Origin of the sequence: Streptomyces sp. NPDC001594 (genome assembly GCF_042893675.1) — a bacterium.
In the GTDB taxonomy this organism is placed as follows: domain Bacteria; phylum Actinomycetota; class Actinomycetes; order Streptomycetales; family Streptomycetaceae; genus Streptomyces.
Genome location: NZ_JBIAVB010000001.1, coordinates 1 through 24960 on the forward strand (window position 1 = coordinate 1; position 24960 = coordinate 24960).

The window sequence follows — 24960 nt, forward strand, 5'->3', positions numbered from 1 at the left end:
GACGCGGCATGTCACCCAAGCCGGCGATCCGATACTGCACGAACCGTGCCCGCCAGCGGCCCACCGCATGGGCTGTGGACCCGAGCCGGGCAGCCGCGTCCTTGTTCGACGCGCCTTCAGCACAGGCCAGGATGATCCGGCACCGCAAGGCCCACGCCTGCGGCGTGGATCGACGCCGCACCCACCCCTCGAGTGCGGCCCGCTCCTCGTCCGACAACGTCAATTCGGCCTTCGGCCGTCCCGTCCGTACCACAGGGCAAGCTTATACATCTGAACAGAATTCCCGACTCAGAAGACTAGAGGAGGAGCTGGCCAAGGGCCCGGTCGCGCACGGCTGGCCCGATCAACGGTGGACGTTGTCCAGGATCAAAACGCTGATCGGCCGACGGTTCCACAAGAGCATGACGTTGTCGGGCATCTCCCAGATGCTGCGGAGGCACGGCTGGAGTCATCAGGTTCCGGCCCGTCGTGCCGTGGAGCGCGACGAGGTGGCGGTGGCCGGCTGGGTGAAGGAGGTATGGCCGCACCTGGAACCATCGCGGCGGCACTCGGGGCCTGGCTCGTCTTCGAGGACGAGGCCGGATTCTCGATGACGCCGCCGACCTCCCGCACCTGGGGCAAGCGCGGGACCACCCCGGTCATCCGGGTCCGGGGCCGTTCCCAGCGCCGCTTCTCCATCGCAGCCCTGTGCTGCTACAAACCCGGGATGCGATCCCGTCTGATCTACCGGCCCAAGCGGCACGCCGATCACAAGAGCGGCGGCCGCAAGAGCTTCGCCTGGACCGAGTACCGCGACCTCCTCATCGCCGCCCACCAGCAGCTCGGAGGGCCGATCGTCCTCGTCTGGGACAATCTGAACGTCCACAAGGACCGGCGGATGCGCGAGTTCATCGACACCCACGACTGGATCACCGCCTACCATCTGCCGCCCTACGCACCTGATCTCAACCCGGTTGAGGGCATCTGGTCGGTGCTTCGCCGGACCAGCCAGGCCAACACCGCCTTCGCCGACCCCGATCAACTCATCCGCCGACTACGAATCGGTCTCCGCCAGATCCAATACCGAAGCGACGTCATTGACGGCTGCCTCGCCGCGACCGGCCTCACCCTCACTACATCACGCCTACAGCCTCAGTAGCGGCGGTGCGGCCGCGAAATGCCAGTGGGGGCCGCCCCTGTTCGGGGCGGCCCGCACTGGCGTCGGGGGGCTCGGCTACTGGTCGCGCTGGTTCGGGATCTTCTTCTCCGTGGTGGGCTCGGAGGGCTTGCGCTGGCCGCGGATGGGGGGACGGCTCACTGGTTTTCGTGGGTTTTGTCGTGCGCGTTTGAGTCCATGCTGGAGTCCTTCCGATGGGTTGTGCTGACGGGTGCCGGGGCGGGTACCGATCGCTTTCCGACATGAAAACATTGCGGCAAGAAAGGACATGGGTGGAGGGTTTCGCGCGGTGTGTTGGCCAGGGGCGGAGGTCAACGCCGGTTGGAGAAGGCGCGACGGATGGTGCTGCGGAGTTCGGCGATGGCTTCGACGAGCACGGCACACGCGCGTAGGACCTCGGCGGCGGCTGCTGGAAGACGCGCGGCCGCCCCGAGGAGGAAGACGAAGGTGCCAATGGCGGCGAGCATGGTGGTGGCGTCCACGAAGTGGCTCCTTGGAGTCTGTATCGGTGGGTCGGACTCTCCAAGTGGGCCTCTGTGGGAACGGTTTCGTCCCTCGGCCTCCTTCGCTGCGGCAGGTCGTGGCGGGTGGGGGCGATAAATTGGGTTTGGGGTCCTGTTTCGGCAGGGCCGCCGGAAGAGGAGGGGGTTCGTCTTGGGTCAGGTGGCTGATCCGTGGGACTTCTTCGCGGCACGGCTCAAGGAGTTGCTGCGGGCATCCGGGCTGACGCAGAAGCAAGCTGCCGAGCTGGCCAGCCGCCAGTCAGCCGGCGCGGGTGCCCCGCCGGTCGCGATCACGAACGGGCAGATCAGCGCCTGGGTCAGGCGCGCGAACCGGCCTCCGCAGGCGGCCTTGAAACAGTTGGCGCGCGTCCTGATCAGACACGCGCGTCGGATCGACGAGCGCCTGGTGAGCGAGGGCGGGGCCGCACGTACGTATGCCAAGGGGCTGCTGGACGAGCAGAGCTGGCCCAAGTGGCTCCAGGCCGCCCACGGCCCGGCCGCACCCGCTGGCCTGTCGACCATACGCGAGGCCGACCCGACGGCCCTGGGGGTGCACCGCGCTGCCGCAGTCGGACCCCAACCGGGGTCCGCCGCAGAGGAGCACCTCCGCGGCGGTCGGCTGACTCCGTACCTAATACGTGAGCACGACCGCCTGCTGCGGCAGTACCTGGCCGCCGCCGCCCAGGGTGGATCGTCGGCGTTCGCCGTCCTGCTCGGCGAGTCGACCACCGGCAAGACCCGAGCCCTGTACGAGGCGCTCTTGGAGCAGGCACCTGACCACAGGTTGCTGCACCCCACAGACGCCGAAGACCTGCAACAGCTCTTCACGGACGGCGTCGTCGTACCAGGCACCGTGCTCTGGCTGAACGAGACCCAGCGTTACCTCCAGGGCAAAGCCGGAGCGGTCATCGCCAAGCAGCTCATCCGCTGTCTCACACAGGTGACAGGCGTCGTGATGGTCGGCGCGATGTGGCGTACCCCGTACTTCACCGACCTCACCGCCCAAGGCCGCACTTTCGACCCTGGGGCCATCCGGGACCTGCTCCACGCACACGCACTCGTTCTGGACGTCCCCCACACCCTCACCCCCGAGCAGTGTGAAGACCTTCGTACACAGGCCGGCGAGGGGTCGGCCGGCCGGGGAGTCCTTGAAGCAGTCGAGGCCGGGATCAGGGACGGCGGAAAGGTGATCCAACATCTCAGCGGCGGTCCGGAACTCCTCGCCGCGTACAGCAACCGCACCCTCTTCACTCCCGTTGAGCACGCCTTGATCACCGCCGCACTGGACCTGCGCCGTCTGGGCCACAACCAGCCGCTCCCCACACAGCTGCTGGCCGAGGCCGCCGACGGCTACTTGACCGCTCGCATCCGCCCGAGCGAAGCCGACTGGGCCTCCACGGCGCTGGACGATCTGACCCGTGGCTACCGCGGCGCCGACCCCGGCGACCGAAATGACGTCCGCCACACTCTCACCGCCTTGACCCGGCACGTCGCCCGGTCCGGCACACCTCCCAACTTCGAGCCGGCCGACTACCTCGACCAACACACCCGGGGTGACCGAGGCAACCAACTTGGTCCGCCCGCTCTCTGGGACGCTCTGATCTCCCACACCACCGATCCGGGAGATCTCCGTCGTCTCGCTGTGTCCGCCCAGGAACGCGGCCTCTTCAAAGCAGCAGTCGCCCTCTTCCGCCAAGCCTCTTTGGCAGGCGAGGCTTTCGCCCCAGCACTCCTCACCGACCTCCTCGCCAGGCGCCGCCTTGACCCCGACCATCACGCCGCGGACTGGGTCGCCCTGCATGCCGCCCTGCTCAACCCGCACGCCGTTGCCTACCTACTCCCGGCGCTAACGAAGGCCGGGGCGCAGGGAGCAGCACAACGGCTGCTGGGACGGCAACCCGCCGCCCACGCCGAATTGACCGACCCATCCGGCGTCCAAGGCCTTGTGCTGGCCCTCGCGGGGGTCGATGCGGAGGAGGCGGTGCAGCAACTGCTGGCACGGCAACCCGCCGCCCGCGTCGAATTGACCGACCTGTACGAGGTCGCCGACCTCCTGCTGGCGCTGGAAGCGGTCGGGGCGTCAGAAGCTGTGCAACACCTGTCGGCGCGAGCTGCCGCCCACGCCGTTGCAGCCAACCCGTTCGGCCTCCCACCCCTGCTGCAAGCTCTGAAGAAGGTCGGGGCGGACAAGGCGGTACAACAACTGGCGGCACGAGCCGCCACGGAGGCGGAACTGACCGACCCGTCCGATAGTGGTCGCCTGCTCTTGGCGCTGAAGGAGGTGGGGGTCGAGGATGCGGCACGACACCTGTCGGCACGGGCCGCCGCTCAGGCCGACCTGACGGTCCCGTGGGGCACCGTCAGCCTGCTGTTAGCGTTGCAGGAGGTGGGGGCGGGGGATGCGGCACAACAACTGGCGGCACGAGCCGTAGCCCACGCCGGCCTCGCCTCTGTTTCCGGAGTCGGTGTCCTGCTGGTGGGTCTGAGGAAGGCTGGGCAGGAGGAGTTGCTGCAACAGCTATCAACGCAGGTCGCTGCCCACGCCGACCTGACCGACCTGATCGACGTGGCCGAGCTACTGTCAGCACTGAAGAAGGTCGGGGCAGAGAAGGAACTAAGACAAGTGGCCGGGCGAGCGGCCGCGCAGGGAGACCTTGCCAATCCGCTCGGCGTCGCCCGTCTGCTGTCGGCCCTCAGGGAAGCACAGGCCGAAGAAGCTGTGCACCAGCTGCTGGCACGACGACCCGCCGCATATGTTGACCTGACGCACCCTACGGGGGTCGCCAGCCTGCTTTCGGCTCTCGCGCAGGTTGGGGCAGAAGAGGCTGTGCAGCAGGTGCTGGCACGGCAACCCGCCGCCTATGCCGACCTGACCTACTCGTCCTGGGTTGCCCGTCTCCTGTCGGCGTTAGCGGGGGTGGGGGCCGAGGAGGCCGTACAACAGCTCCTGGCACGGCAGCCTGCCACCCACGTTCTGCCGGGTGGCCGGGCGGAGCACTCCCGCCTGCTGTCGGCCCTTGAGACGGTTGGCACGAAAGAATCAGCGGCGAGGGACGAGCAACTTCTCATGCGCCGCGCTATGGACGCGGGCGTGGGAGACGAAGATGCCATTCCACAGTTCGGCAGAGAGACGGACGGCACCACCGCAGCGCCGTGGACATGGCATGACCTGTACAACGACCCCCCGGTCGAGGTGGACCCAGAGGCCGGAATGTGACCTTGATGCCAGGGCAGGGGTCTCTACCCCGCCGACGACTTCCGAGCAGGGTGGGCAGCCTGCACTTCCGCGCAGGCAGTCCGCTCGCCATCGCCGGCAGGGTTGGTGGCCTGCCCGGGGAGTTGCCACTGTTGAGCTTCGTCGGTGGTCCCGGGCTTGAGCACCGAAGTGCCCGGCCCGGGAACGGCCCTCAATCAGGCGCCGCCCAGAAGTTGCTAACGCACGGCCAGGAGGAGCCGCTAGGCGGTGCGTTCACCGACGGCGTAGCGCTTGGCGATCTCAGCAGTGGTGAGCGGCATGGCCTCTCCTCTGGCAGCTAGCGCAAGGGCGTCGGCGATCTCCGCCACGCGGGGATCCGGTCGGCGGCGGGGACCCGGTCCTTGCGCCCTTCGGGCGGCCGGCTCCCGTCAGGTGGGGATTCTGGCGTTGATCGCCTGCGCCGCGCCTGGCATCCAGGTCGGCGCGGCGGAACCACGTGCGGCCGTGCCGCTGGACAACGGGCAGGTACCCGTTCGCTGCGTAGTCCCGGACGGTGGAGGCTCGCGTCTCCAGGACGAACGCAGCCTCCTGGTCGGTGAGGAGGTCGTCCGGGTGCTCCTCGCCCGGCGGCACTGCGGCCGGGCGCGAAGTGCCACCGTCCGCCCCCTCGCCCGTCGCCACGGCACCGGATCCCGGCGGCCGCGGGGCGCCGCGGAGGTGGGCGTGGACCTGCTCTTCGTCGTAAAGGCGGGGGCAACCGCCCAGGTTGACCAGCGGCACCCGTGCCGGCAGCGCATCACCCTCGGTGCGCTGCCAGGCCTTAAGCGTCTTCGTCCGCAGCGCGGCGATGTCGGCTTCGGTCAGGGCGGGTCGGCCGCGCGGGATCATGGCGCGCTCCTTGCTCGTCCGGGGCCGCGCACGGCCGGGGGAAGGGGTGGTGATGTGGATAGACTGCCGTACAGGTCGCTCTCCTTCGGGATTGCTGACGGGTGGGGGCCAGTGGGTACCGCCGTCTCCGTACGGAGTCGGACCGCTGGCCCCCGACAGGTTTCCGGGCGGGTGCCGTCGTGTAGACACAGGAGGGTGAGGCCCCGGTGAAGGCCCCGCCGCTGCCGCAGGGGCCGACCGCGCCGACGGGATCGGCGGTCGCGGTGACGGGGGCGGCCAGGGCCGCGAGGAGACCGCACCGAGGGCCGCCAGGGTCCTTCTCGACGTCTCCTGGCGCACGGCTCAGATCCCGTCGTTGGCGCAGAGGGCCCACACGTCGGTGTAGGTGCCCGGGGAACTGCCGCCGCCGGTGTGGGCCCAGGCGCTCCAGTACGCCGCCGTGGTGGTTCCGTCAGCGACCGGGCTGCCGCTGGAGTCGCTGGGCCGTTGAGGTGGTCTCCGCCCGCCCCCGGATCGGTGAAGTCGGTGGTGGTGGCGCTGCCCCCGCTGACGGCGGCGCCGCCGCACTGATCAGCTTGCCGTCGTTGCCCGAGCAGCCGGCCGTCGCGGTCTGCCCGGAGGTGGCCGAGGTGGGGCCGCTCACCTCGGTGTACTGAACCGTCACGGTCGCACCGCCGACGTTGATGCCGCTCCCGCTGCAGACCGCGTAGGCGTAGGTCTCGTTGTTCGTGCCGCCGCCGCCACCGTTCCAGCCCACCGCCGTCCAGGAGTCCGGGGTGGTCTCGCCGTTCGCCGCGGCCTTCCGTCCGTGGTCGTGGGCGGCGTCGTCGAAGGTGGGGAAGCTCGCGATCGGCTTGAGGCTGCCGACGTCAGCGGGCGTGGTCCGGGCGCCTCCGCCCAGCAGGCGCGTGTTCGCCGGGCAGGTGGGGGTGACCAGGCCGACGGTCGAGGGGGAGGTCGGGCCGGCCACCTTGTTCATCAACACCTGGGTGTGGTTGATCATATTGCTGGTGAAGCACATGGCGTACGGGGTGGAGGAGAACGAGGCGTTGACGGCGCCGCCGCTGCCGAGCCAATGCGTGACCTCCGTCCCGACGACCCCGGTCGAGCCGGTGTACTCGGTGGAGCCGTCGGGGCTCGGCGAAGTGCCGTTGATCTTGTTGCCGTTGGACGATGTGCCGGTGCCGATGGCCTCGTTGACGCCGCCGCCGGCGACGAGGCCGCCGGAACAGTCCGCGTGGGCGAGATCTCGGCGAAGGCGGCGGCCGGTCCCGACGTGGGCGTCCTGACCGTCACGCTCACGGTGTTGGCGTACGCGGTCGCCGGTATGGCCAGGGCCAGTGCGGCGCCGATGACGAGCGCCTTCCCGGTTGCACGGCGGAGCAGAAGCCCCTTGTTCATGGAGTCTCCCTTGGGGGTGCGCGGCGGGGAACGCGGTACGGACGGCGGGTGCGGCGACTCCGTGCCCGCGGAGGTGCCGAGCGCGGTCGGTGAGGGCGGGCGAGCCGGTGTGTCGACCCGCGGGGAAGGGCCCCGGGGCGGTGGAGTCGGATACGGAACGGCCGGTTCGCCGCCCTCATCCGCATTGCGCCTGCGGACTCTCACAGGCCTACGGCAACGCATCTACGACGTGAATCGACACTCTCGGGTAGCACTTGCGGGATCTCGCACCGGCGTCGGATCAGGATGTGACGGAAGTCTGACGTCGCCGCGTCGCCCCTGGTGGCGGGCACACTTCGGTGGTCCAATCGGCGCGTGAGCGAAGAGCAGATCGGGCCGCCCCCGCCCGGAACCAACCCCGACCCGGACCTGGGCCCCGACCCCGACGGGACCGGCAGCCCGATCGGCCGACGGCTGATCCTCGGCATGGTCGGGCTCGGCGCCGCCGGCCTGTTGGCGGCGCCCTTCCTGCCGCGCGGTGTCGAGACCGCGCTCGGAGCGGCCGCCGACAAGGACCCGACGGGGCTCACGGGACTGCTGCCGAACGGCGGCGGCTTCCGGTACTACTCGGTCGCTTCCTCCGTGCCCGAACGCGGCCCGGAGAACTACCGGTTGACCGTCGACGGGCTCGTCGAGCGACCGGCCGCGTACGACCTGGACGCCCTGCGCAGGCTCCCGCAGACCCGCGTGGTCCGGGACGTCCAGTGCGTCACCGGCTGGCGCGTCCCCGGTACGTCCTTCGAGGGCGTTCCGGTGTCCATGCTTCTCGACGCGGCAGGGGTGCGCCCGCAGGCGCGGGCCATCCGTTTCAGCTGCTTCGACGGCGCCTACACGGAGAGCCTCACCCTTCCGCAGGCCCGCCGGGACGACGTGATGGTGGCCCTGCGGATGCGGGACGAACCGCTGGGCCACTCCCACGGCGGGCCGGCGCGGCTCTACGTGGCCCCCATGTACTTCTACAAGTCCGCGAAGTGGCTCTCCGGGATCACCGTCACCGACAAGGTGGAACCGGGCTACTGGGAGCGGCTCGGCTACGACGTCGACGCGTGGGTCGGCAGATCGAACGGACGCGACGATGCCCCCACCGTCTGAACGACCACGAGCCGGCGCGCTGCCGGCCGAAGCGGCCCGACGCGTACACCGGTTCGGCCCGTCCCAGAGGTGGGTCCACCGGGCCACGGCCGCCCTGATGGGCGTGTGCGTGGGCTCGGCGGGGTGCCTGTACCTGCCGCCGCTCGCGGAGTTGGTGGGGCGCCGGCACCTGGTGGTCACCGTGCACGAGTGGTCGGGTCTCCTGCTGGTGGTCCCGGTCCTGCTGGGCCTCGTCTCCCGCGCGCTGCGCGCCGACCTCGGCCGCCTGGGGCGGTTCGGGCCACACGACCGGGTCTGGCTGTGTGGCGCGCTGCGGCGGGTGCGCGGGCGGGGACGGGGATCGGAGGACCGGCGGCCGGCCGGGAAGTTCAACGCCGGGCAGAAGCTGTACGCGGGCTGGCTGGCCGGGGCCGCCCTGGTGATGTCGGGTACCGGATTGCTGATGTGGCAGACAGGCCTGGCCCCGCTGGTCCTGCGGACCGGCGCCACCTTCCTGCACGACTGGCTGGCCCTGACCCTGGGCATCGTCCTGGCCGGGCACATCGGCATGGCCATGCGGGATCCGGAGGCCCGGCGCGGCCTGCGCACGGGCTCCGTCGACCGCGCGTGGGCTGAGCGCGAACACCCGCTGTGGCGGCACGGCGGGTGACGGGCGCGGCGCTCCCACGGCGTCGCCCGCCGCCCGGGCCCGTCAGCTCCCGTCGCGTGCCGCGACGATGCTGTTGAACACGCCGACGTAGGCCGTGCCGTCGGGAGCGAGCGTGATCGGCGCCCAACTGTTGTCGTACAGGGGCCCCGTACCGGTCGGTTGCCGCCAGCGGCGCTCACCGGTGCGGAAGTCCACGGCGGTCAGGAGTCGTCCCAAACGAAACCAGCGGTCGACAGACCAGCGAAACGGCCCAGGTCAGCCCCTGCCCCCGCCCTGCCCCGCCATCTCAAATGCACCGCCCGACAGATCCAGTGCTCATTGAACAGACTCGGTGCTCAGTGTCCTGTGCCATCGAAGTTTGAGCCTGTGCCATCGAAGTTTGATCGATGCGGCTAGCGCGGCGGTGCCTCTTCGTGCTCGACCGTGACCAACGGGTGATGTTGGTCAGGAGGTCAGGCGCTGGTCCTGGGGGTCGAAGCAGACGAGACCGAGAGTTCGGGCGAGATCTGCAGCAATGACGCGGCCTCCTGGCACTTGCTGAAGACCATGCCGAAGTAGAACAGCGGGCCGCTGGCGTTGTTGATCAACGGGCCGTCGGACCAGGGGCTGGCGTCCTCGTCCTCTTCGTCGTCATCGGGGCTCAGGTCGGGCCAGCGCGCCACCAGCGCCTCGACGTACTGCCTGATCAAGGGGGTCGGCGGAGTCTTCTGGCCTCCCATGTGCCTCATGTGCTTGCGGTAGAGGTCCTCGAAGGTCGCCGTCGCCGCCGCATCGCCGGCGGGGCGGACACCTTCCCAAACAGCCAAGTCGTAGCTCATGGCCGCATTGTGCGTCGGGTGACTGACAGCCACACCGGCGGCTCACTCCTCCGGCGCGAGCCGGGCTTTGCCCCGGGCGCGGTCGAACAGAGCGAAGTGGGCTTGGACGCAGGACTGAGTGATCCACGTGTCCTGGTTGTCGATGAGGTCGTGCCAAGCCTGCGCGGCCGTCATGCCCTGCTCGTAGCAGGCAGTGAGTTTGGCGTGTTGGTCTTCCGAAAGAAGCTGTTTGCCCACCGGAGTGCGGTTCGGGAAGCCAGGGCTGAGGACCTTCCGGATGAGCCAGTGCGGCATCGTCCACATGTCGGCGATCTGACGCAGGGTGCCCTTGTTTCTTCGAGCGTGCTGCTTGATCTGACCGATGATGTTGAAGCTTCGGCGGTGGGCCATCTCGGAGGCGACGCGTTCCAGCCGGAGAGTGGAAGCGGTCGGCTGAGCAGGGAATGAGGGCGGGGCAGCGTCCACGAGGGTGATCTTCAGTATGTCTGCGGAGCGTCCGCTGAGAGCGGCGAGCCGATCGAGCCGCGGCTTGAGGGTCCTTGTGGGGGAGGGCCGGATGAGGATCCAGAGAAGGTAGCTGGGCTTGAGGTGGTTGGCATGGGCGAGTCGCTGGACGTAGTGGATGGTGGTTTCGCCGAGCCGGGGCCGAACGTTGACCGGAAGCGGAGCAAGCGGCCCGGACAGGTCGTCGTTCACCGGCGTGCTCCGGTGGCGGTGTGGGACAGGGACTGCGCGAGGTGGTCCAGGGGGATCGCGGCGATGGACTCTTTGGTGATGGTGGCTTTGTTGGTGAGTTTCGGCTCTGGTCCACTTCTTGTGGTGCGACCACTCTGAGTGATCGATGGAGGTTTCAGAGGGCCGTGGGTCTTGAGTCAGAACGGCGGGTCGTCGCTGTAGCTGCCGCCCGTCCAATTTCCGTCCCAGGCACGGGCGGCTCTGAGCCGGGTGTAGTGCTCGCGGGCCACGATGTCGGACTCGTTCTCCAGCCCGCTGATGTCGTGGCCCCATGTCGTCAGCGCGTCCAGGACGCAGTCTCGGTGCTGCCGGTCGGTGCAGGTGGCCAGGAGGCGGCGGGCGTGGTCGGCCAGCTCGGCCTGGTGCTGGGGGGTCTGGTGCAGGTTCGGGTGACAGGTTGAGTCACGCGGCTTGGAGGGCCGGTGTGGTCATGACGATCTCGAATTCGATGGGGGTCAGTCGGCCGAGTGCGGCTTGCCGGCGACGGCGGTGGTAGGTCCGCTCGATCCAGGTCACGATGGCGATCCGTAGTTCGTCGCGGGTGGCCCACTTCCGGCGGTCGAGAACGTTCTTCTGCAGGAGGCTGAAGAAGGACTCCATGGCCGCGTTGTCACCGGCTGCCCCGACTCTCCCTATCGACCCGGCCATCCGGTGGCGGTTGAGCGCCCGGACGAATTTCCGGGATCGAAATTGCGATCCGCGATCGGTGTGCAGGATGCATCCGTCGACGTTTTCACGCCGGGCCACGGCGTTGTCCAAGGCGGTCACGGCCAGGCGGGACTTCATCCGCGTGTCGATGGAGTAGCCCACGATCCTGTTGCTGAAGACATCCTTGATTGCGCAGACATAGAGCTTGCCGTCGCCGGTGGCGTGTTCGGTGATGTCGGCGAGCCAGAGCCGGTTCGGGCCGGCCGCGGTGAAGTAACGACGGACGAGATCGTCGTGCACCGGCGGGCCGGCCTTCTTACCCCGGCCGCGCTTCTTGCCGAACACGCTCCACCAGCGGTTGTCCCGGCAGATCCGCCACGCGGTCCGGTCCGCCATGACGGCGCCGACGCTGCGGGCCTCATCGGCCAGGAAGCGGTATCCGAACTCCGGGTCCTCACAGTGGGCACCGAACAACGCGTTCGCGCGATACGCCTCCTCGAAAACGGCTTCGGGCACCGGCTTGTCGAGCCAGCGGTAGTAGGGCTGTCTGGCGAGCTTGAGCACCCGGCACGTCACCGTGACGGGCACCCCGTCCCCGGCCAGCTCCTTCACGAGCGGGTAGATCCTTTTCCCGGCAGATGCGCCTGCGACAGATAGGCCGCGGCCCGGCGAAGGACCTCGTTCTCCTGCTCCAACAGCTTGATCCGCCGACGTGCCTCGCGCAGTTCCGCGCTCTCCTGGCTAGAGGTTCCGGGCTTGGAGCCGTCGTCGATGTCCGCCCGGCGCATCCATTTCCACAACGTCATCGGGTGGACCCCGAAGTCGGTGGCCACCTGCTCGACCGTCACACCTTGGCCGCGGTTCCTCGCGACCCGCACGACGTCCTGGCGAAACTCTTCCGGATAGGGCTTGGGCACAGCGACATCCTTCCCACCTGCCCCACAGGGCAAGCCAGTTCAGATGTCACCCGATCGTGCGGCAGACCCTCGCCCACCGCGTCCAAGAGCACTTCGACGCCGGGGCCGACCACGTCAGCCTCCACCTCGTGACCACCACCCCTCACTCCCCGCCCGTAGGGCAGTGGGAGCAACTCGCCGTGCACCTACCCGTCTAACCCGGCACACCCGCATGGGAACACGGCACAAGCCCGGCGCCTTGAAATCGGCCGGCTCAAGGTCACTCGCATCACCGATAGCGCCACACCTGTCGCACCGGCTAGCGTTCACCACACCATCGCTGAGCTGTACCAACCACCATCACCGCGGCTCACACCACAGAGCCTCCCCCAGAGAACCCCCCATGCCCGGCATGCCAGCAGGCCCGGCAGGAGCAGCAGAACCGCCCCAGACCGTGACCGAACCCCCACCCCCACCCGTCCCGATCACGCTGCTGCCTCTGCACCCGCTAAGAACTCCTGACGAACGACCTTCGAGCTTGTTGGGGCCCCTGGGACCAAAAGAATCCAGGGTGCCGTGGAGTGGCACGGACAAGGCCGCGGAAGCAGCCCCGCACATCCGTCGCCGGGACATCAGGCAGGATCTGTCACATCTACATTCGGCGGCCCGCGTATCGGAGCGAGGTCATCACTTGGCAAGACGACGGGAAGGCACAGTGCGACGCATCGGAATCATAGGCGTAGGTGAGATCGGCCGGGCCCTCGTGGACGGCCTGTGTGATGGCGTCGAGGAGCCACCGGAGCTCTACCTCTCGCCCCGGGGCGCCGGTACAGCCGCCGAACTGTCGCAGCGGTATCCGACCGTGCATGCGTGCGCCGACAACCAGGACGTGCTGAACCGCTCAGAGTTGGTGATCCTCGCCGTCCGCCCCCAGGACCGTGTCAAGGCCCTCTCCGAGCTCCGCGTCGGCGAGGACAGGGTCGTGGTCAGCGTCATGACCGGTGTCGCCATCAGCGAGGTGCGCCGCCTGCTGGGCACCGATGCCCCCGTGGTGCGCGCCATCCCATTGCCATCCGCGCGCGAGCGGCGGTCCGTCACCGTGACATGTCCCTTCCACCCGGCCGTGGACGACCTCTTCGATGGTCTCGGTGGGACACTCCCTGTCGCGGACGAGGCGACCCTCAACGTCTTCCAAATGCTGACGGGCACGCTGACCACCCATTATTGGTACCTGGCCACGCTCGCCGATTGGGCCGTGCGGCAGGGCATTTCCCCCGAGGGGGCGGACCGCTACCTCCGTGGCCTCTTTCAGGGCGTCGGACGCGCGCTGGGCGACCACACGCGCTCCTTGCAGCAGCTCGCGGGCGACCACGAGACACCGAAGGGACTCAACGAGAGCCTTCGCACCACGTGGTTCGACCCGGCCAATGCCGAGGCCCTGACCAAGGCGCTCGACGCGCTCCTCGCAGACCTCAAGTAGTCGCGTCGACACAGGCCCCACACCCCCTCCCCCACCCACCCGACCAGTCAGAAGAGTGAGCCCAGGCACCCCCAGCAGACCAGCGCCCACACGAGGGTGAGGAATGCCTAGTGGATGTCGTCCCGTAACTCCCAGGGGACCTGCAAGCAGCGGACCCCGGGGGGCGAAGTCCTTCATCGTGTCTCCGTGGCCGATCGGTCAGCGGCGTCCGCTGGGGTGCGGGGACGGCGCACCGCTCGCCCCAGGTCGAGGCGTTTGTCCATGTCCAGGCGAAAGCACGCGGCCGGGGCCCGGAAGTGGGGTGACCTGCAGAAGGAACCGCCGGGTGGCGTGTTCACCGAGCTGGCGCCGCATGAAGCGCCATGCTTGGGCGGGCGCCCGCCCTGCGGCGGCCAGATTCACGGCACCGGGACCGGCTTGCGCATCACGCGGTCGGACCGGAGCTGGACCAGCACCTCGATCGGCAGGTCAGCCCGGGGTGAGCGATGCGAGGCACGTCGTATCCCGCGTCCAGCATGACCAGGACGTCCGGATCGCCGTTCCGCCACTGGCCTGCCCCGACCGCCTACAGCGCGGCGACGATCGAGTACGGCCAGCCGGGCACCATCTGGTGCTTGCCCAGGCCACGGCCGAAGGTGTGACAGAACGAGCGGTCTGAACACGTGTCGGCGTCCGGCCGCAGCCAAGGGGAGACATCCACCTGTGTTGGCGCAGGGCCCCGCCAGGAGCCACATCGATCCGGCCCCGGTTCAGCCCGGAGTACAAGGCACCGTGGCCAGGCCGGTGCTCGGGCGCGAGAGCCAGGTCCACAAGGGTACGGACGGGGCCGCCGGTGCACAGCAAGGCGTCGCACAGCTCGAACAGCACGTCGCTCCGGTTCCCGGAGGCGGACGGGCAGGGCGCTGCTCGCGGACATGGGGGTGGCAGTGCATTTCGAGGAGACTTGGTCTGGGGGTATAGGGGGGCGGCGAATCGTGTCGGGGTGGCCGTCACCGTAGGTAGGGGGCGGCGGGGGTCATCGGCGGTCGGCCGGCCGCGGCGCCGCAGCCGTTCCCAGGGCGTAGTGGAGGGCCGCCTCAGGGGCGAGGGCCACACCGGCCTTCTCCGCGCAGGCGTAGAGTTCTGGGGTCGTCACCTGTCGCAACCCTTGTTCCAGCTGTCGGAGTGCGGGCTGCTCCATCGGGGTGGATTCTCTTCCGGTGGACGTGCGCAGCGAGTTCGCGGCGGCCAGGAGGGTGACGGCCCGCTCAGCGTCCCCTGCGTCCGCCTCGATCCGTGCCGCCGTGGTGAGGGCGTCGACCGCCGGCATCCACAACCCTTCGTCCAGGCAGTGCCGAAGCGCGAGGTGCAGGTGTTTCCGGCCGCCGGGGCGGTCCTCGGCCGCGTGCAGATTGCGAGCGTGCTGGGCGTGACGGTACGCGGTGGCGAAGAGGTCCTCGCCCTCGGCGGTGTCACTCAGGGCCGCGGCGGACAGCAGCACGGCCTGGGCGGGCCGGCCCGAGTAGTAGGCGACCTCCGCCTGCGCCCACCGGGTCGTGGCCAGGTCGTCGCGGGCGCTCAGGCGTACGAAGACCTCCTCCGCGCGCAGCAGGTGCCGGGTCGCGGCCGTGACGTCACCCGCACCGCACCGGGCCAGGCCGGCAACCATCCGGGTCCGCGCGGCCTCGCACTCGTTGCCGTACCGCAGGACCGCCGTGAGTACTTCTTCGGCGATGCCGACGGCTTCGGCGCAACGGCCCTGCAGACAGCGGGCGACGGACAGCTGGGCGAGCGCCTGGAGCTGGGTGCGCCGGTCCCCGGCTTCCCCGGCGAGGGACGCCGCCCGGCCGAGCAGCGCGGCGGACTCCGCCAGGTCGGTGCTGTGGAGGATCAGCCCGGACGCGAGGAGGGCGCGCGGGCGCACCGCCGGGGGTGCTTCCTGAAGTCCGGCGAGCGCCCGGCCCGCCCACTGTCTGCCTTCGCCGGGCAGTCCGACCCAGAGCCACGACATCGCCGCGAGCAGGTTCACACCCGACTCCGGGTCCCCCGCCGGGCCCAGAGACCAGTCCAGTGCCGAGCGGAGATTGGCCAGTTCCCGCCGGACCCGCTGCTTCGCTTCCGCTCCCGCGCCGGCCGTGCGGGCCGTGGTGTCCTGCTCGACGCCGGCAGCCATGGCGCCGTAGTGGGCGGCGTGCCGGGCGCGGACGGTCCGCTCCTCGCCCAGGGCGCGCAGGCGCTGCGCCGCGTACTCCCGGACCGGCTCCAGCAGCCGGAACCGGCCGGAGCGCCCGGCTGTGGGCTCGGACACCACCAGGGACCGGTCCACCAGGTCCCGTAGGACGGCTTCCGCCGCGCCGGGCGGTCGCATGCCGGCCCGCCCGTCGTCGGTGGTGTCAGCGGCCACGGCCGTCACGGCGTACGAGGTGAACCCCCCGGCGAAGACGGACAGCCGGGCCAGGACCCGCTGTTCGGGCCCGCTCAGCAGCCGGTGGCTCCAGTCGATGGCCGCTTCCAGGGAACGGTGGCGCGACGGGGTCGAGCGGCGCCGGGCGAGCACGTCCAGCTGCCGGTCCATGCGTGCGGCCAGTTCGGTGACGGGCAGCAGACGCAGCTGCGCGGCGACGAGTTCGAGTGCGAGGGGCAGCCCTTCGACCGTCCGGGCGATGCGGGCGACAGCCGGCGCGTTCTCGGGGGTGAGGACGAGGCCGGGCGCCTGGGCGGCGGCCCTGTCGAGGAACATCCGCCCAGCCGACGACTCGCGTACGGCCTCGGCGGTGTCCGCGTCGGGAACGGTCAACGGTTCGACGGGGCGGACGACTTCGCCAGCGACGACGAGGGGCTCCCGGCTGGTCGCCAGCACGTGCAGGTCGCCGGAGCCGGCCGTGAGCCGGCCGGCGAGTTCGGCGCACGCGTCCAGGACGTGCTCGCAGTTGTCCAGGACCAGTAGGGCATGCCGGCCGGTTAGGGCGGCCGTCAGCGTCTCGACCACCGGCCGGTCGGGTCCGGCGTGCACTCCGAGAGCCGCGGCCACGGCCGCCGGCACCAGCTCGGGGCGGGTGACCGCGTCGAGCTCGACCATCCAGCCACCGTCCGGCATACCGGTGTCCATCGCGCGGCGGGCCACGGCGCGGGCCAGCTGCGTCTTGCCGACGCCCGGCGGGCCGACGAGCGTGACGAGCCGCCGGGCGGCCACCAGCGCCGTCGTCTGCGCCACGTCGGCGTCCCGGCCGAACAGGGCGACCAGGACGGCCTCTCCCGCGTCCGGCGGGGCTGGGTCCCCGCACGGTTCGGCCGCCGGGAGCGCCGGGTCGCGGGTGAGGATCTGCTGGCGCAATGAGGCGAGGGCCGGCCCCGGGTCCACGCCGAGCTCGGACACCAGGATCCTGCGGGCCTCGTCGAAGGCGGTCAGCGCCTCCGCGGGCCGTCCGGCCCGGTAGAGGCCGAACATCAGCAGCCGGTGAGCCGGCTCGCGCAGCGGGTGCGCGGCTGCGTGGGCCCGCAGTTCGGCGACCAGATCGGGACGGGGAGCCAGGCGCAGCTCGGCGTCCAGGCACTCTTCGAGCACGCCGAGCCGGGTCTCCTCCCACCGGGCCGCCTCGGCGTCCAGGAGGGCGGAGGGCAGTCCCTCGAAGGCCGGCCCCCGCCACAGGGCCAGTGCGGCGCGCAGCCGGCGCGCCTGCTCTGCCGGATGCCGTGCGGCCGCTCCGCGTCCCTGCCGCACCTGCTCGGTGAACTGCCACAGGTCACATCGCAGCGTCGTTTGCGACAGCAGGTATCCGGAGCCCTGGGTCTCGAGTGGCTGCGGTTCGGCACCAGCACGGGCCAGGGCGCGACGGAGCGCCGACACCAGGGCCTGAACCTGGGCGCGCGCGGTGGCGGGCGGGGAGTCGCCCCACGCCGCCTCGGCGAGCCGCTCGGCGGAGACCGTCACCCCTGAGTGCATGGCCAGGGTGGCGAGCACGATCCGGGCTCTCCCGCCGGGAAGCGCGACGGGCTGCCGGTCGTCATCCAGCAGGGCCAGCGGCCCCAGCAGCTGCAACTCCATACTCCCCCGCCCCCCTGCCCTCCCCGGCGCATGCACTGTGCCAGAAGGCCTGCCGGCCGGTGACCACACCGACCGCATCCGGCCATGGGCATGCCATAGGGATCCCGGGGCGGAACCATGGCGCCGTGCGCCACCGTGGGGGGCAGCAGGACGAGCCGAGGTGGCAGGGGCGGCGTCCTGGTGGTCCCGACAGGCAGGGCCGTTCACGGGGGAGCGGCCCTGCCTGTGGGAACCGCCAGGACGCCGGCGAGGCGGTCACCCGTCCTTGCCGACGGAGAGGGAGCACCACGGCCGGCGCACCCGGGCGGGAGGCGGGGCTTGCCGGCCTGTCCGGCGGCCTCCGCCCCGTTCGCCATCCGCCGGCGACCGCGACGACCAGGAGTCCCGCCCGGATCCCGGCTCGACGGAGGCGGCTGCGGGGTGCTGTGCCACAGCTCACGGCCGGTGGTGAGCGTGGGTCGCGGTACTCGAACAGGGCCGGCGCTGGTCGGCGGTCGGACTGGTGGCGCAGATGTCGGCCCGGTCGGGCACGTGCTCCCCGCGCCGCTCGCCCGACCTGGCATCGAACGCCGTGAACGCGTCGAAGCGGCTGCGGACCACGGTGTCGCCGACGAGCCATGCCCGGTTGCCTTCGGCGTTGGCCTTACGGTCGCGCGGGGCTTCCCAGGCGATCGTCATCGACGAACCCGGCCAGTAGCCCGACTCGTTGAGGAATGCCCAGGCGGCGCCAACGAGCAAGGCCGGCACGTCGGCCAGTGCCGTCAGGCAACCCGAACAACTCACAGGGCAGAGGTGCCGATCATCACGTCCGCCCCTTGAGTTGCCCGGCTTACCCGCCCGCCGGCTTGGACGCCGAGCACGACCTATCGAGTGCGCGTTGGACAGATCCAGTCGTGAGCCACGTCGGCTGTCACCGAGCGCCGCGGCCGGCGTAGCTGCTGTGAAGGCGTCACGGTCTTCGAACTGGCTGGCGAGTCAGGCCCCGCGTCTGGCAGGGTCGGCCGCATGGACTGCATCTTCTGCGGGCTCATCCACGAAGGCACCGCGAGCTGGGTGCACCGGGGTCCGGTGGCCTGTGCCTTCACTCCGCTGAACCCGCTGGAGCCCGGTCACACTCTGGTGGTTCCGACCTGAGCCTCATCGCCCTGTCCTCGGGGGCACTGAAGCTGGCCCCGGGTCTGTCCGAGGACCACCGGGCCACCGCGCGGGACATCCGCGCCAGGGCGGGAGCCGCCGTCGACCGGCTCGCCGAGGTGATCGGTGTCCTGCGCGAGCCGTCGGATCCGGCACCGGGGTCCGGGCCTGGCGCCGCGCCCATCGAAGCTGAACAGGGGTCGAAGCCCTCGCCGCAGCCTATGCCCTTTCGGGTGAGAGTTCGTCCCATTCTGGCGACTCTTAGTGTCGCTGTCGATACGTTCTGTGATCACAGGTGAAGATCACTCACGAAAGGCTGCTTGCATGAGGAACGTCTCCCGGATGTGCGTACTTGCCGCGGTCAACCTGATGACCGCCCTCGCGGCAGTGGCGGGGCAGGCCACGGCCGCGCCCGTCGAGGCCGCTCACAGCGTCGGCCGGGTACTCGACCAGTGCCGGAGTGACGGCACCTCCTTCAGCGACCGGCTCATCCCCGGCCACTGTCTCCGGAACGGCGGCTACCGCCTGGAGATGCAGTACGACGGCAACCTGGTGCTCTACTCCGGCTCCCGCCCCTGTTGGGCGAGCGGCACTGACGGGACGAACGAGGTCTACGCGAAGTTCTCCGGGGACTGGAAGCCCGACTCCCCCTACATGACGCTGGAATCACCCGTCGGGGAACTGCGGAAGTACCGCGGAAAGTACACCGGGCTCCACAAGTCCGGGAACGTCAGCCTCAACAACAAGGGTGAGGTCTGGATCGCCTACGCGAAGATGGTGGGCTGCTGATCCGATGAGCACCCATTGCAACGGCGGCCTGGGCCACGTGCGACAGCTCGCGATCCGCTGCGTGCTGGCCACTGTCCTGGCGGGCGGCGCGCTGACGGGGTTCCCTCTGGACGCGGAGGCGGCCACCGGTCCCGCACACCTGACCACCGCGCGCCATCCCGATGACGCCTGCGTGGCGAACGAGAGCCTGGGCGAGGTCGCCACCAACTTCATCTCCCGCTGTCGGCGGGGTTCCATCCGGCAGGTGTTCCCCGGGCAGCACTACGGCGACACGCTCGGCTATCTCAAGGGCTGCAGGGCGAGCTCGTGCAACACCGCCTGGAAGCTCCTGAACGACAACCGCTTCAAGAAATAGCCGGGACCATGACCACTTACATCGCCGTCCTGCTGTGTGAGACCTCGGCCGACACCCACGATCACGCTCCGCTCTACCAGGAAAGCTTCGTCCTGCTGACCGCGGCCGACGAGGCACGGGCCCGCGAGAAGGCCGAAGCGCACGGGAGGAGCCTGGAGACGAGTTACGAGAACGAAGCCGGCGAGCTGATCACCTGGCGGCTGCGGCATGTCGTCGACGTCGGTGAGGTGCTCGACGACCGCCTCACCGACGGCTCGGAGCTGTACGCCCGGCACTTCAGGAACTACGCCGCCTACCGCTCCTTCGAGCCGCTCCTCTCGGGGGAGCGGACCTGACGTACCCGGTGGCTGACGGGCTCGGCGTTCCCGGCCGCCGGTCCCGACAGCGCGTACCGCCGCCGCCGGCTCCCCGGATGCCCCAGGTCCTCTGAACGACCGAGCAGCCGCTATGGGCCCGTGTGAATGCTGGGCGGAGGGCCGAGGATTTCGATGTGGTGGCGGGCTGCGGTGTGGCCGAGCGCCGCAGGGTCGATCGGTCCCGGGGCGGGGAGACGGCGCTCGCGGGCCGGGGCACCGGCATCCATGGCGAAATCCTCGAATCCGGCCGGTGTGGTGATCTGCAGACAGCGCAGGGGTTCCTCGGAGCCGACGACGAACGTGTGGGGCAGGCCCACCGGCAGGAGGACGAAGTCGCCCGGGCCTGCGGCCAGCTCTTCCCCGTCGCACCGGAAGCGGACCGTACCCGACAGGACGTAGAACATCTCGTCCTCGTCCAGGTGCCGGTGGAGGGGCGGGGCGAAGCCGGCCGGGTTGAGGAATTCGGCCACGGTGAGCCGGCCCCGGGTCTGCGTGCCCGCGGCCTTGACCGAGACGAGGTTACCGAGGAACCAGAATGCCCGGCCCTCGTCGCTTGTCAGGACGTAGGGACGGTTGACGGACGTCATGGCCGCCTCCAGGTTGGATAGACCATCGTCTAGCGAATATGACGCTAGTATGCCGTTTCGTGGGCGTCAACAGCAGACCAGCCGACGGCGGGCGACGACGGTACGACTCTCCGCTGCGTGACCAGCGGGCTCGCCAGACCAGGCAGGCGATCGTCGCGGCGGCGACCCGGCTCTTCGTCCTCCACGGCTACGCGGCCACCTCCCATGCCGACATCGCTGCGGAGGCAGGGGTGGCACGGCCGACGGTCTTCGCCGCCTTCGGATCCAAGGCCGCGCTGCTTCGCGAGGTGGTGGACCAGGCGCTGGCGGGGGACGACGATCCCGTGCCGGTGGCCGATCGCCCCTGGTTCCGGCCCGTGCGGGAAGGGAGGACACCGCGGGCGGTCCTGAACGCCTATGCCGAGGTCTGCCGCCTCATCGGCGGGCGTGCCGCAGAGGTCTTCGAGGTGGCGCGCCGGGCCGCTGACGAAGGTGCCGAGATGGCGGAGCTGTGGGAGACGATGCAGCGCAACCGGCGCACGGGAGCCACCATGGTGATCGATCTCATCAGCGCGCTCGGAGCCGGGCCGCACGACCTCGATCGCCGGCGCGCCGTGGACCTCGTGTGGGTCTACAACGACCCTTCCCACTACCGGTCCCTGGTCGGGGCGTGCGGCTGGAGCGAGCAGGAGTACACCCTCTGGATCGCCGACCAGATGGCACATGGCCTCGGCCTCGGCGAGTCGTAGCACGGCGCGTGGCCCCCGAGGCGCCGCCGGCTCGCCGCCCTGCGGCCGGACCGGCGGGCCCACCGGGCACCTGGCCCGGGAAGGCCCTGCGGCCGGACCGGCGGGCCCACCGGGCACCTGGCCCGGGAAGAGAGGCGGGTGGATGTACCTGATTCTAGGCCCAGGGCAGGGTGCGCCAGGGGCTGGTGGGGTCGGTGGTGATGAGGCGGTGGACGGCGAGGACCGACTCGTACCACTCGCCGAACTCCTCGTCGTCGAAGTGGAGGCAGCGGCCGAGGATGTAGCCGGCGGAGAAGTCCTCCCAGGAGCGGTAGTTGTCGTGGACGAGGCGTCGGGCACGGACCACCGCCGCCTCGGCCTCTCCTGGGGCGCACAGCCGGGCCCCGAGGCCCCAGCGGGCCATGCCGGAGGCCCGGCCGTAGTCCCAGGCCTCGACGCTGCGGACGTATCCGCCGTCGGGCAGGAGGCCGTCGGCGCGGAAACGGGCCTCGTAGCGCTGATCCGGCCGATCAACCGCTGCACCCCCGCCACTTGGCCCTCCAGCTCGGCCGGGGCCACGGGGATGCCCTCGGTGATGCCGTCCGGGGTCAGCCGGGGCTGTGCCGCCGCCTCGGCGCGCCGGCGCAGCACGTTCGCCGCGGCCTGGAACCAGTGGTCGGCTTCGACAAGGCCGGCGAAGTCCAGCACCATGCCGCAGCGCAGCCGCAGGACGAACTCCCAGACCCCGCTGACCATGTCTGCGGCGAGCAGCTGCTGCAGGCTGCTCTGCCACTGCTCGCGGGTGGTGACTCCCCACCACCGCTCCAGCGACCGCTTCTCGACGGCGTAGCCGCCGCCGTGGTAGGCCATGGCGTTCCAGAACGGCCGTTGGCCACGGCGATGTGCGCACCGGCCGCCAGACAGAAGGCGACGCACCCCGTGCGGGGACCGCCCTGCTCCAGGGTGTGGACGGTATCCGCGGCCGGCTCCTGGGCCTGGAGGGCGTCGCGGTGGTGCCGCCACAGCGCCCGGCCCTCGGGCCCGGCGGGCAGCACTCCCTTGCAGGGACTGCCGGGTTGACGACGAGGTACGGCGGGTCCCGCGTGGTCCACACCTCGGCGAACCAGTCCAGGTCGTAGGCGTTGTAGACGGGGTCGGACAGCGGCTGCGGCAGCATGCCGGCCGTGCAGACGGCCAGGCACATCGTCTCTGTCCGCGGGTTCAGTACGGTGCAAGAGGCTGCTTCCGGGGTTGGCGTCGACGTGGGCCCTGGACTGCAGCATGTACAGGTCCGCGCGGACGAGGAGGTCGTAGTAGGCGGGCCAGTCCCCGCGCTCCTTCGCCTCGTACAGTCTGCGCTCGATGACGCTCGGCGCCTGCCAGCCCGGCGGACCGAACTGGCCCAGCGGACCGAACTGCCCCGGCGGACCGAACTGGCCCAGCGGACCGAACTGGCCCAGCGGACCGAATTGCCCCATCGGGCCCTGCGCCGGCAGGGCGCCTCCCTCGTGACTCGTCATCAACCCCAAAGCAAGACCTTAACCGGCGGTCCGTGGGCCGACGGACGTGAGGACCCGAGACGGTTCGCGACCGCCTGGGCGGCAGCGACGCCCAGGCCCTCGCGGCGGAACCGTGCCTCCGGTGTGTACGCGTACACACCCGAGGCCGCCCTATCGCCCCGCGCCCGGCGGCAAGGGATGATCGCGGCGCCTGTTATGAGGCGGGGTCGGCCCACAGGTCGGTGCTGTGGTCCCCGACGAGTGCGCTGATGTGGGTGAGTGCGTCACCGACCGGCTGCGGGCCGAGTCTGCGTCCGTCACGCAAGCGCAGTGCGACGTGATCGTCAGCGGCTTCCTTGGCGCCGATGACGGCTTGGTAGGGAACCAGGCGGGCCTCTCGGATCCGGGCGCCCAGGCTGCCGCGGTCCGGTCCCACGATCCGGGCACGCAGTCCCAGCCGGGTGCAGCGTTGGGCGAAGGCTGCGGCGTTCGGCAGCTCGGTGTCGGAGATCGGGAGTACGACCAGCTGAGTGGGGGCGAGCCAGGCAGGGAAGGCACCGCCGTGCTGTTCGATGAGATGGGCGACGGCTCGCTCCACGCTGCCGATGATGCTGCGGTGGACCATGACCGGGCGGTGTTTCGCGCCGTCCGCGCCGATGTAGTGCAGGTCGAACCGCTCGGGCTGGTGGAAGTCGACCTGGACGGTGGACAGAGTGGACTCCCGGCCCGCGCCGTCGGTGACCTGGACGTCGATCTTGGGGCCGTAGAACGCGGCCTCGCCCTGGGCCGCCTCGTAGGGCAGACCGGAGCGGTCGAGGACGTCGGTCAGCAGGGCGGTGGACCGCTGCCACTTCTCCGGTGCGGCAATGTACTTGCCACCGGTCCCTGGGAGGGAGAGCCGGTAACGAGTGGGGGTGATGCCGAGCGCCTCGTACGCCTGGCGGATCATTTCGAGCGCCGCCTGTGCCTCGTCGGCGACCTGGTCCAGGGTACAGAAGATGTGTGCGTCGTTGAGCTGAATGGCCCGAACCCGGGTCAGTCCGCCGAGCACGCCCGAGAGCTCGGAGCGGTACATGCCGCCCAGTTCGGCCATGCGCAACGGGAGTTCGCGGTAGCTGTGGGAGCGGGAGCGATAGATCACCGCGTGATGGGGGCACAGACTCGGCCTCAGGACGACCTGCTCCGCGCCAAGGTCCATCGGCGGGAACATGTCGTCGCTGTAGTGCGCCCAGTGTCCCGAGATCTCGTACAGCTCCCGCTTGCCGAGTACGGGTGAGTACACGTGCTGGTAGCCAGCCCGCCGTTCGGCGGCACGCATGTACTCCTCCAGGGTGTGCCTCACTACCGCACCGTCGGGCAGCCAGTACGGCAGGCCGGCCCCGATCAGCGGATCGGTGTCGAACAGGCCCAGTTCACGGCCGAGCTTGCGGTGGTCGTGCACGGTGGTCATCACGGTCTCCTCGCTGGTTTGCGGAGCAAGTGACCGGGCCGACGACGAAGCCCCGGGGCACTCGCCCCGGGGCTTCGCATCAGATCATCTGTCAGCGCGCCGGGACACTCTCCGGCGTCGTCGTCATGGCAGCGCGCTTCATGCCGCAGACCCTAGCAGGGTGTGCTGCGGTCCACACGGTCATTCCTCGGTCGGGGAACCCCGGCCAGACGACCCCCGCAAAGGCGACCGCACGTGATCCAGCGATGGGACATGGACACCGGCCACGCCATCGCCCGCATCCGCGCCACCACATCCACACCTCCATACGGTCGCGTCGGCTGGCCGACGGCTGCCACCTGAGAGTGACCTGCCGCGGTGCTCGCCGCACCGCGGGTCGCAGCCAGCAGAGTGCGACGTGGTCGAGGCCGTGCCCGGACCGCCTTTTGAGCCTGTCCGCGAGGCCCCGCCGCCCACCCCCATTTCCCTCCCCACCCACACCGGTAAGACACGGTGTGTGCCGCCGGGTCAGGGGGTAAGGGCTACCGGCAGGCGCTCAGTTGGGAGCGCCGACGCCGC

The 24960-nt window shown here is 70.3% G+C and carries 24 protein-coding genes and 2 pseudogenes; 13 read left to right on the plus strand and 13 right to left on the minus strand.

Annotation, left to right across the window (positions count from 1 at the left end; translation table 11 throughout):
• Positions 1-253: helix-turn-helix domain-containing protein (locus ACFY0O_RS00005; RefSeq protein WP_388940687.1), on the minus strand; the 253-nt coding region annotated here is incomplete at its 3' end.
• On the opposite strand from ACFY0O_RS00005, the gene ACFY0O_RS00010 reads away from it, so the two are divergent.
• Together ACFY0O_RS00010 and ACFY0O_RS00015 are read left to right on the plus strand one after the other, a co-directional pair.
• Positions 165-593 carry a winged helix-turn-helix domain-containing protein gene (locus ACFY0O_RS00010; RefSeq protein ID WP_388940690.1) on the plus strand — a complete coding sequence of 143 codons (429 nt, stop codon included), beginning with the start codon at positions 165-167 and terminating at the stop codon, positions 591-593. The genes ACFY0O_RS00005 and ACFY0O_RS00010 overlap by 89 nt on opposite strands.
• Positions 590-1138, plus strand: coding sequence for a transposase (locus ACFY0O_RS00015; protein WP_388942190.1), 549 nt, complete (start codon positions 590-592; stop codon positions 1136-1138). The genes ACFY0O_RS00010 and ACFY0O_RS00015 overlap by 4 nt, the downstream gene beginning before the upstream one ends.
• Before the next feature lie 329 nt (positions 1139-1467).
• Here the strand turns inward: ACFY0O_RS00015 and ACFY0O_RS00020 are convergent, their stop codons facing one another.
• On the minus strand, positions 1468-1638 hold the full coding sequence (locus ACFY0O_RS00020; protein ID WP_388940693.1) for a hypothetical protein: 171 nt from the start codon (positions 1636-1638) through the stop codon (positions 1468-1470).
• 172 nt (positions 1639-1810) lie between these two features.
• On the opposite strand from ACFY0O_RS00020, the gene ACFY0O_RS00025 reads away from it, so the two are divergent.
• Positions 1811-4876: a hypothetical protein gene (locus ACFY0O_RS00025; protein ID WP_388940696.1), complete on the plus strand. Its 3066-nt coding sequence runs from the start codon at positions 1811-1813 to the stop codon at positions 4874-4876.
• Positions 4877-6194: 1318 nt separating this feature from the next.
• Here the strand turns inward: ACFY0O_RS00025 and ACFY0O_RS00030 are convergent.
• A complete protein-coding gene (locus tag ACFY0O_RS00030; RefSeq protein WP_388940699.1) occupies positions 6195-6722 on the minus strand; it encodes a hypothetical protein in 528 nt (175 codons plus the stop codon).
• Between ACFY0O_RS00030 and ACFY0O_RS00035 the strand changes: the two genes are divergently transcribed.
• The 3 genes from ACFY0O_RS00035 to ACFY0O_RS00045 all read left to right on the plus strand — a co-directional run bounded on the left by ACFY0O_RS00035 (position 6715) and on the right by ACFY0O_RS00045 (position 8924).
• Positions 6715-7032, plus strand: a complete 318-nt coding sequence (locus tag ACFY0O_RS00035) for a hypothetical protein (RefSeq protein WP_388940701.1) — start codon at positions 6715-6717, stop codon at positions 7030-7032. The genes ACFY0O_RS00030 and ACFY0O_RS00035 overlap by 8 nt on opposite strands.
• A gap of 466 nt (positions 7033-7498) precedes the next feature.
• The gene (locus tag ACFY0O_RS00040) at positions 7499-8275 is read left to right on the plus strand and encodes a molybdopterin-dependent oxidoreductase (RefSeq protein WP_388940703.1); all 777 of its coding nucleotides are present in this window, start codon (positions 7499-7501) and stop codon (positions 8273-8275) included.
• Complete coding sequence (locus tag ACFY0O_RS00045; protein ID WP_388940706.1) at positions 8259-8924, plus strand: cytochrome b/b6 domain-containing protein; 666 nt, start codon at positions 8259-8261, stop codon at positions 8922-8924. The genes ACFY0O_RS00040 and ACFY0O_RS00045 overlap by 17 nt, the downstream gene beginning before the upstream one ends.
• A gap of 42 nt (positions 8925-8966) precedes the next feature.
• On the opposite strand, the gene ACFY0O_RS00050 is transcribed toward ACFY0O_RS00045, so the two are convergent.
• The 4 genes from ACFY0O_RS00050 to ACFY0O_RS00065 all read right to left on the minus strand — a co-directional run bounded on the left by ACFY0O_RS00050 (position 8967) and on the right by ACFY0O_RS00065 (position 12042).
• Positions 8967-9119, minus strand: a complete 153-nt coding sequence (locus tag ACFY0O_RS00050) for a hypothetical protein (RefSeq protein ID WP_388942272.1) — start codon at positions 9117-9119, stop codon at positions 8967-8969.
• A gap of 257 nt (positions 9120-9376) precedes the next feature.
• Entirely contained in the window at positions 9377-9742 is a 366-nt protein-coding gene (locus ACFY0O_RS00055) for a hypothetical protein (RefSeq protein ID WP_388940709.1), read from the minus strand.
• 42 nt (positions 9743-9784) lie between these two features.
• Positions 9785-10438, minus strand: coding sequence for a hypothetical protein (locus tag ACFY0O_RS00060; RefSeq protein ID WP_388940712.1), 654 nt, complete (start codon positions 10436-10438; stop codon positions 9785-9787).
• Positions 10439-10879: 441 nt separating this feature from the next.
• Positions 10880-12042 (minus strand): IS3 family transposase gene (locus ACFY0O_RS00065; protein ID WP_388940715.1). Its coding sequence is split into 2 segments (ribosomal slippage): positions 10880-11755 and positions 11758-12042, totalling 1161 coding nucleotides; the frame shifts between segments, so codons are not numbered across the junction.
• Positions 12043-12098: 56 nt separating this feature from the next.
• On the opposite strand from ACFY0O_RS00065, the gene ACFY0O_RS00070 reads away from it, so the two are divergent.
• A complete protein-coding gene (locus tag ACFY0O_RS00070) occupies positions 12099-12239 on the plus strand; it encodes a hypothetical protein (RefSeq protein WP_388940718.1) in 141 nt (46 codons plus the stop codon).
• Between the two features lie 497 nt (positions 12240-12736).
• Positions 12737-13501 carry an NAD(P)-binding domain-containing protein gene (locus tag ACFY0O_RS00075; protein ID WP_388940721.1) on the plus strand — a complete coding sequence of 255 codons (765 nt, stop codon included), beginning with the start codon at positions 12737-12739 and terminating at the stop codon, positions 13499-13501.
• A 401-nt stretch (positions 13502-13902) separates the two neighbouring features.
• Here ACFY0O_RS00075 and ACFY0O_RS00080 read toward each other — a convergent pair.
• From ACFY0O_RS00080 to ACFY0O_RS00090, 3 genes and pseudogenes are all read right to left on the minus strand, one after another.
• A pseudogene (locus tag ACFY0O_RS00080) lies at positions 13903-14377 on the minus strand (transposase); the annotation flags it as partial.
• Between the two features lie 139 nt (positions 14378-14516).
• Positions 14517-17525, minus strand: a complete 3009-nt coding sequence (locus ACFY0O_RS00085; protein WP_388940724.1) for a BTAD domain-containing putative transcriptional regulator — start codon at positions 17523-17525, stop codon at positions 14517-14519.
• Between the two features lie 435 nt (positions 17526-17960).
• Complete coding sequence (locus ACFY0O_RS00090; protein ID WP_388940726.1) at positions 17961-18272, minus strand: hypothetical protein; 312 nt, start codon at positions 18270-18272, stop codon at positions 17961-17963.
• A gap of 374 nt (positions 18273-18646) precedes the next feature.
• On the opposite strand from ACFY0O_RS00090, the pseudogene ACFY0O_RS00095 reads away from it, so the two are divergent.
• The 4 genes and pseudogenes from ACFY0O_RS00095 to ACFY0O_RS00110 all read left to right on the plus strand — a co-directional run.
• A pseudogene (locus ACFY0O_RS00095) lies at positions 18647-18844 on the plus strand (sensor histidine kinase); the annotation flags it as partial.
• Between the two features lie 139 nt (positions 18845-18983).
• A complete protein-coding gene (locus ACFY0O_RS00100) occupies positions 18984-19448 on the plus strand; it encodes a hypothetical protein (RefSeq protein ID WP_388940729.1) in 465 nt (154 codons plus the stop codon).
• 4 nt (positions 19449-19452) lie between these two features.
• Positions 19453-19803, plus strand: a complete 351-nt coding sequence (locus ACFY0O_RS00105; RefSeq protein ID WP_388940731.1) for a hypothetical protein — start codon at positions 19453-19455, stop codon at positions 19801-19803.
• Positions 19804-19811: 8 nt separating this feature from the next.
• Positions 19812-20138 carry a DUF4288 domain-containing protein gene (locus ACFY0O_RS00110; RefSeq protein ID WP_388940734.1) on the plus strand — a complete coding sequence of 109 codons (327 nt, stop codon included), beginning with the start codon at positions 19812-19814 and terminating at the stop codon, positions 20136-20138.
• A gap of 110 nt (positions 20139-20248) precedes the next feature.
• Here the strand turns inward: ACFY0O_RS00110 and ACFY0O_RS00115 are convergent, their stop codons facing one another.
• Positions 20249-20746, minus strand: a complete 498-nt coding sequence (locus ACFY0O_RS00115; RefSeq protein ID WP_388940736.1) for a cupin domain-containing protein — start codon at positions 20744-20746, stop codon at positions 20249-20251.
• Between the two features lie 59 nt (positions 20747-20805).
• Here ACFY0O_RS00115 and ACFY0O_RS00120 point away from each other — a divergent pair, with 59 nt between their 5' ends.
• On the plus strand, positions 20806-21474 hold the full coding sequence (locus ACFY0O_RS00120) for a TetR/AcrR family transcriptional regulator (protein ID WP_388940738.1): 669 nt from the start codon (positions 20806-20808) through the stop codon (positions 21472-21474).
• Between the two features lie 154 nt (positions 21475-21628).
• Here ACFY0O_RS00120 and ACFY0O_RS00125 read toward each other — a convergent pair whose 3' ends face one another.
• Both ACFY0O_RS00125 and thrS read right to left on the minus strand, forming a co-directional pair.
• Positions 21629-22657: a DUF1266 domain-containing protein gene (locus ACFY0O_RS00125; protein ID WP_388940741.1), complete on the minus strand. Its 1029-nt coding sequence runs from the start codon at positions 22655-22657 to the stop codon at positions 21629-21631.
• Between the two features lie 509 nt (positions 22658-23166).
• Entirely contained in the window at positions 23167-24393 is a 1227-nt protein-coding gene (gene thrS / locus ACFY0O_RS00130) for a threonine--tRNA ligase (protein ID WP_388942193.1), read from the minus strand.
• Positions 24394-24960 lie beyond the last annotated feature (567 nt).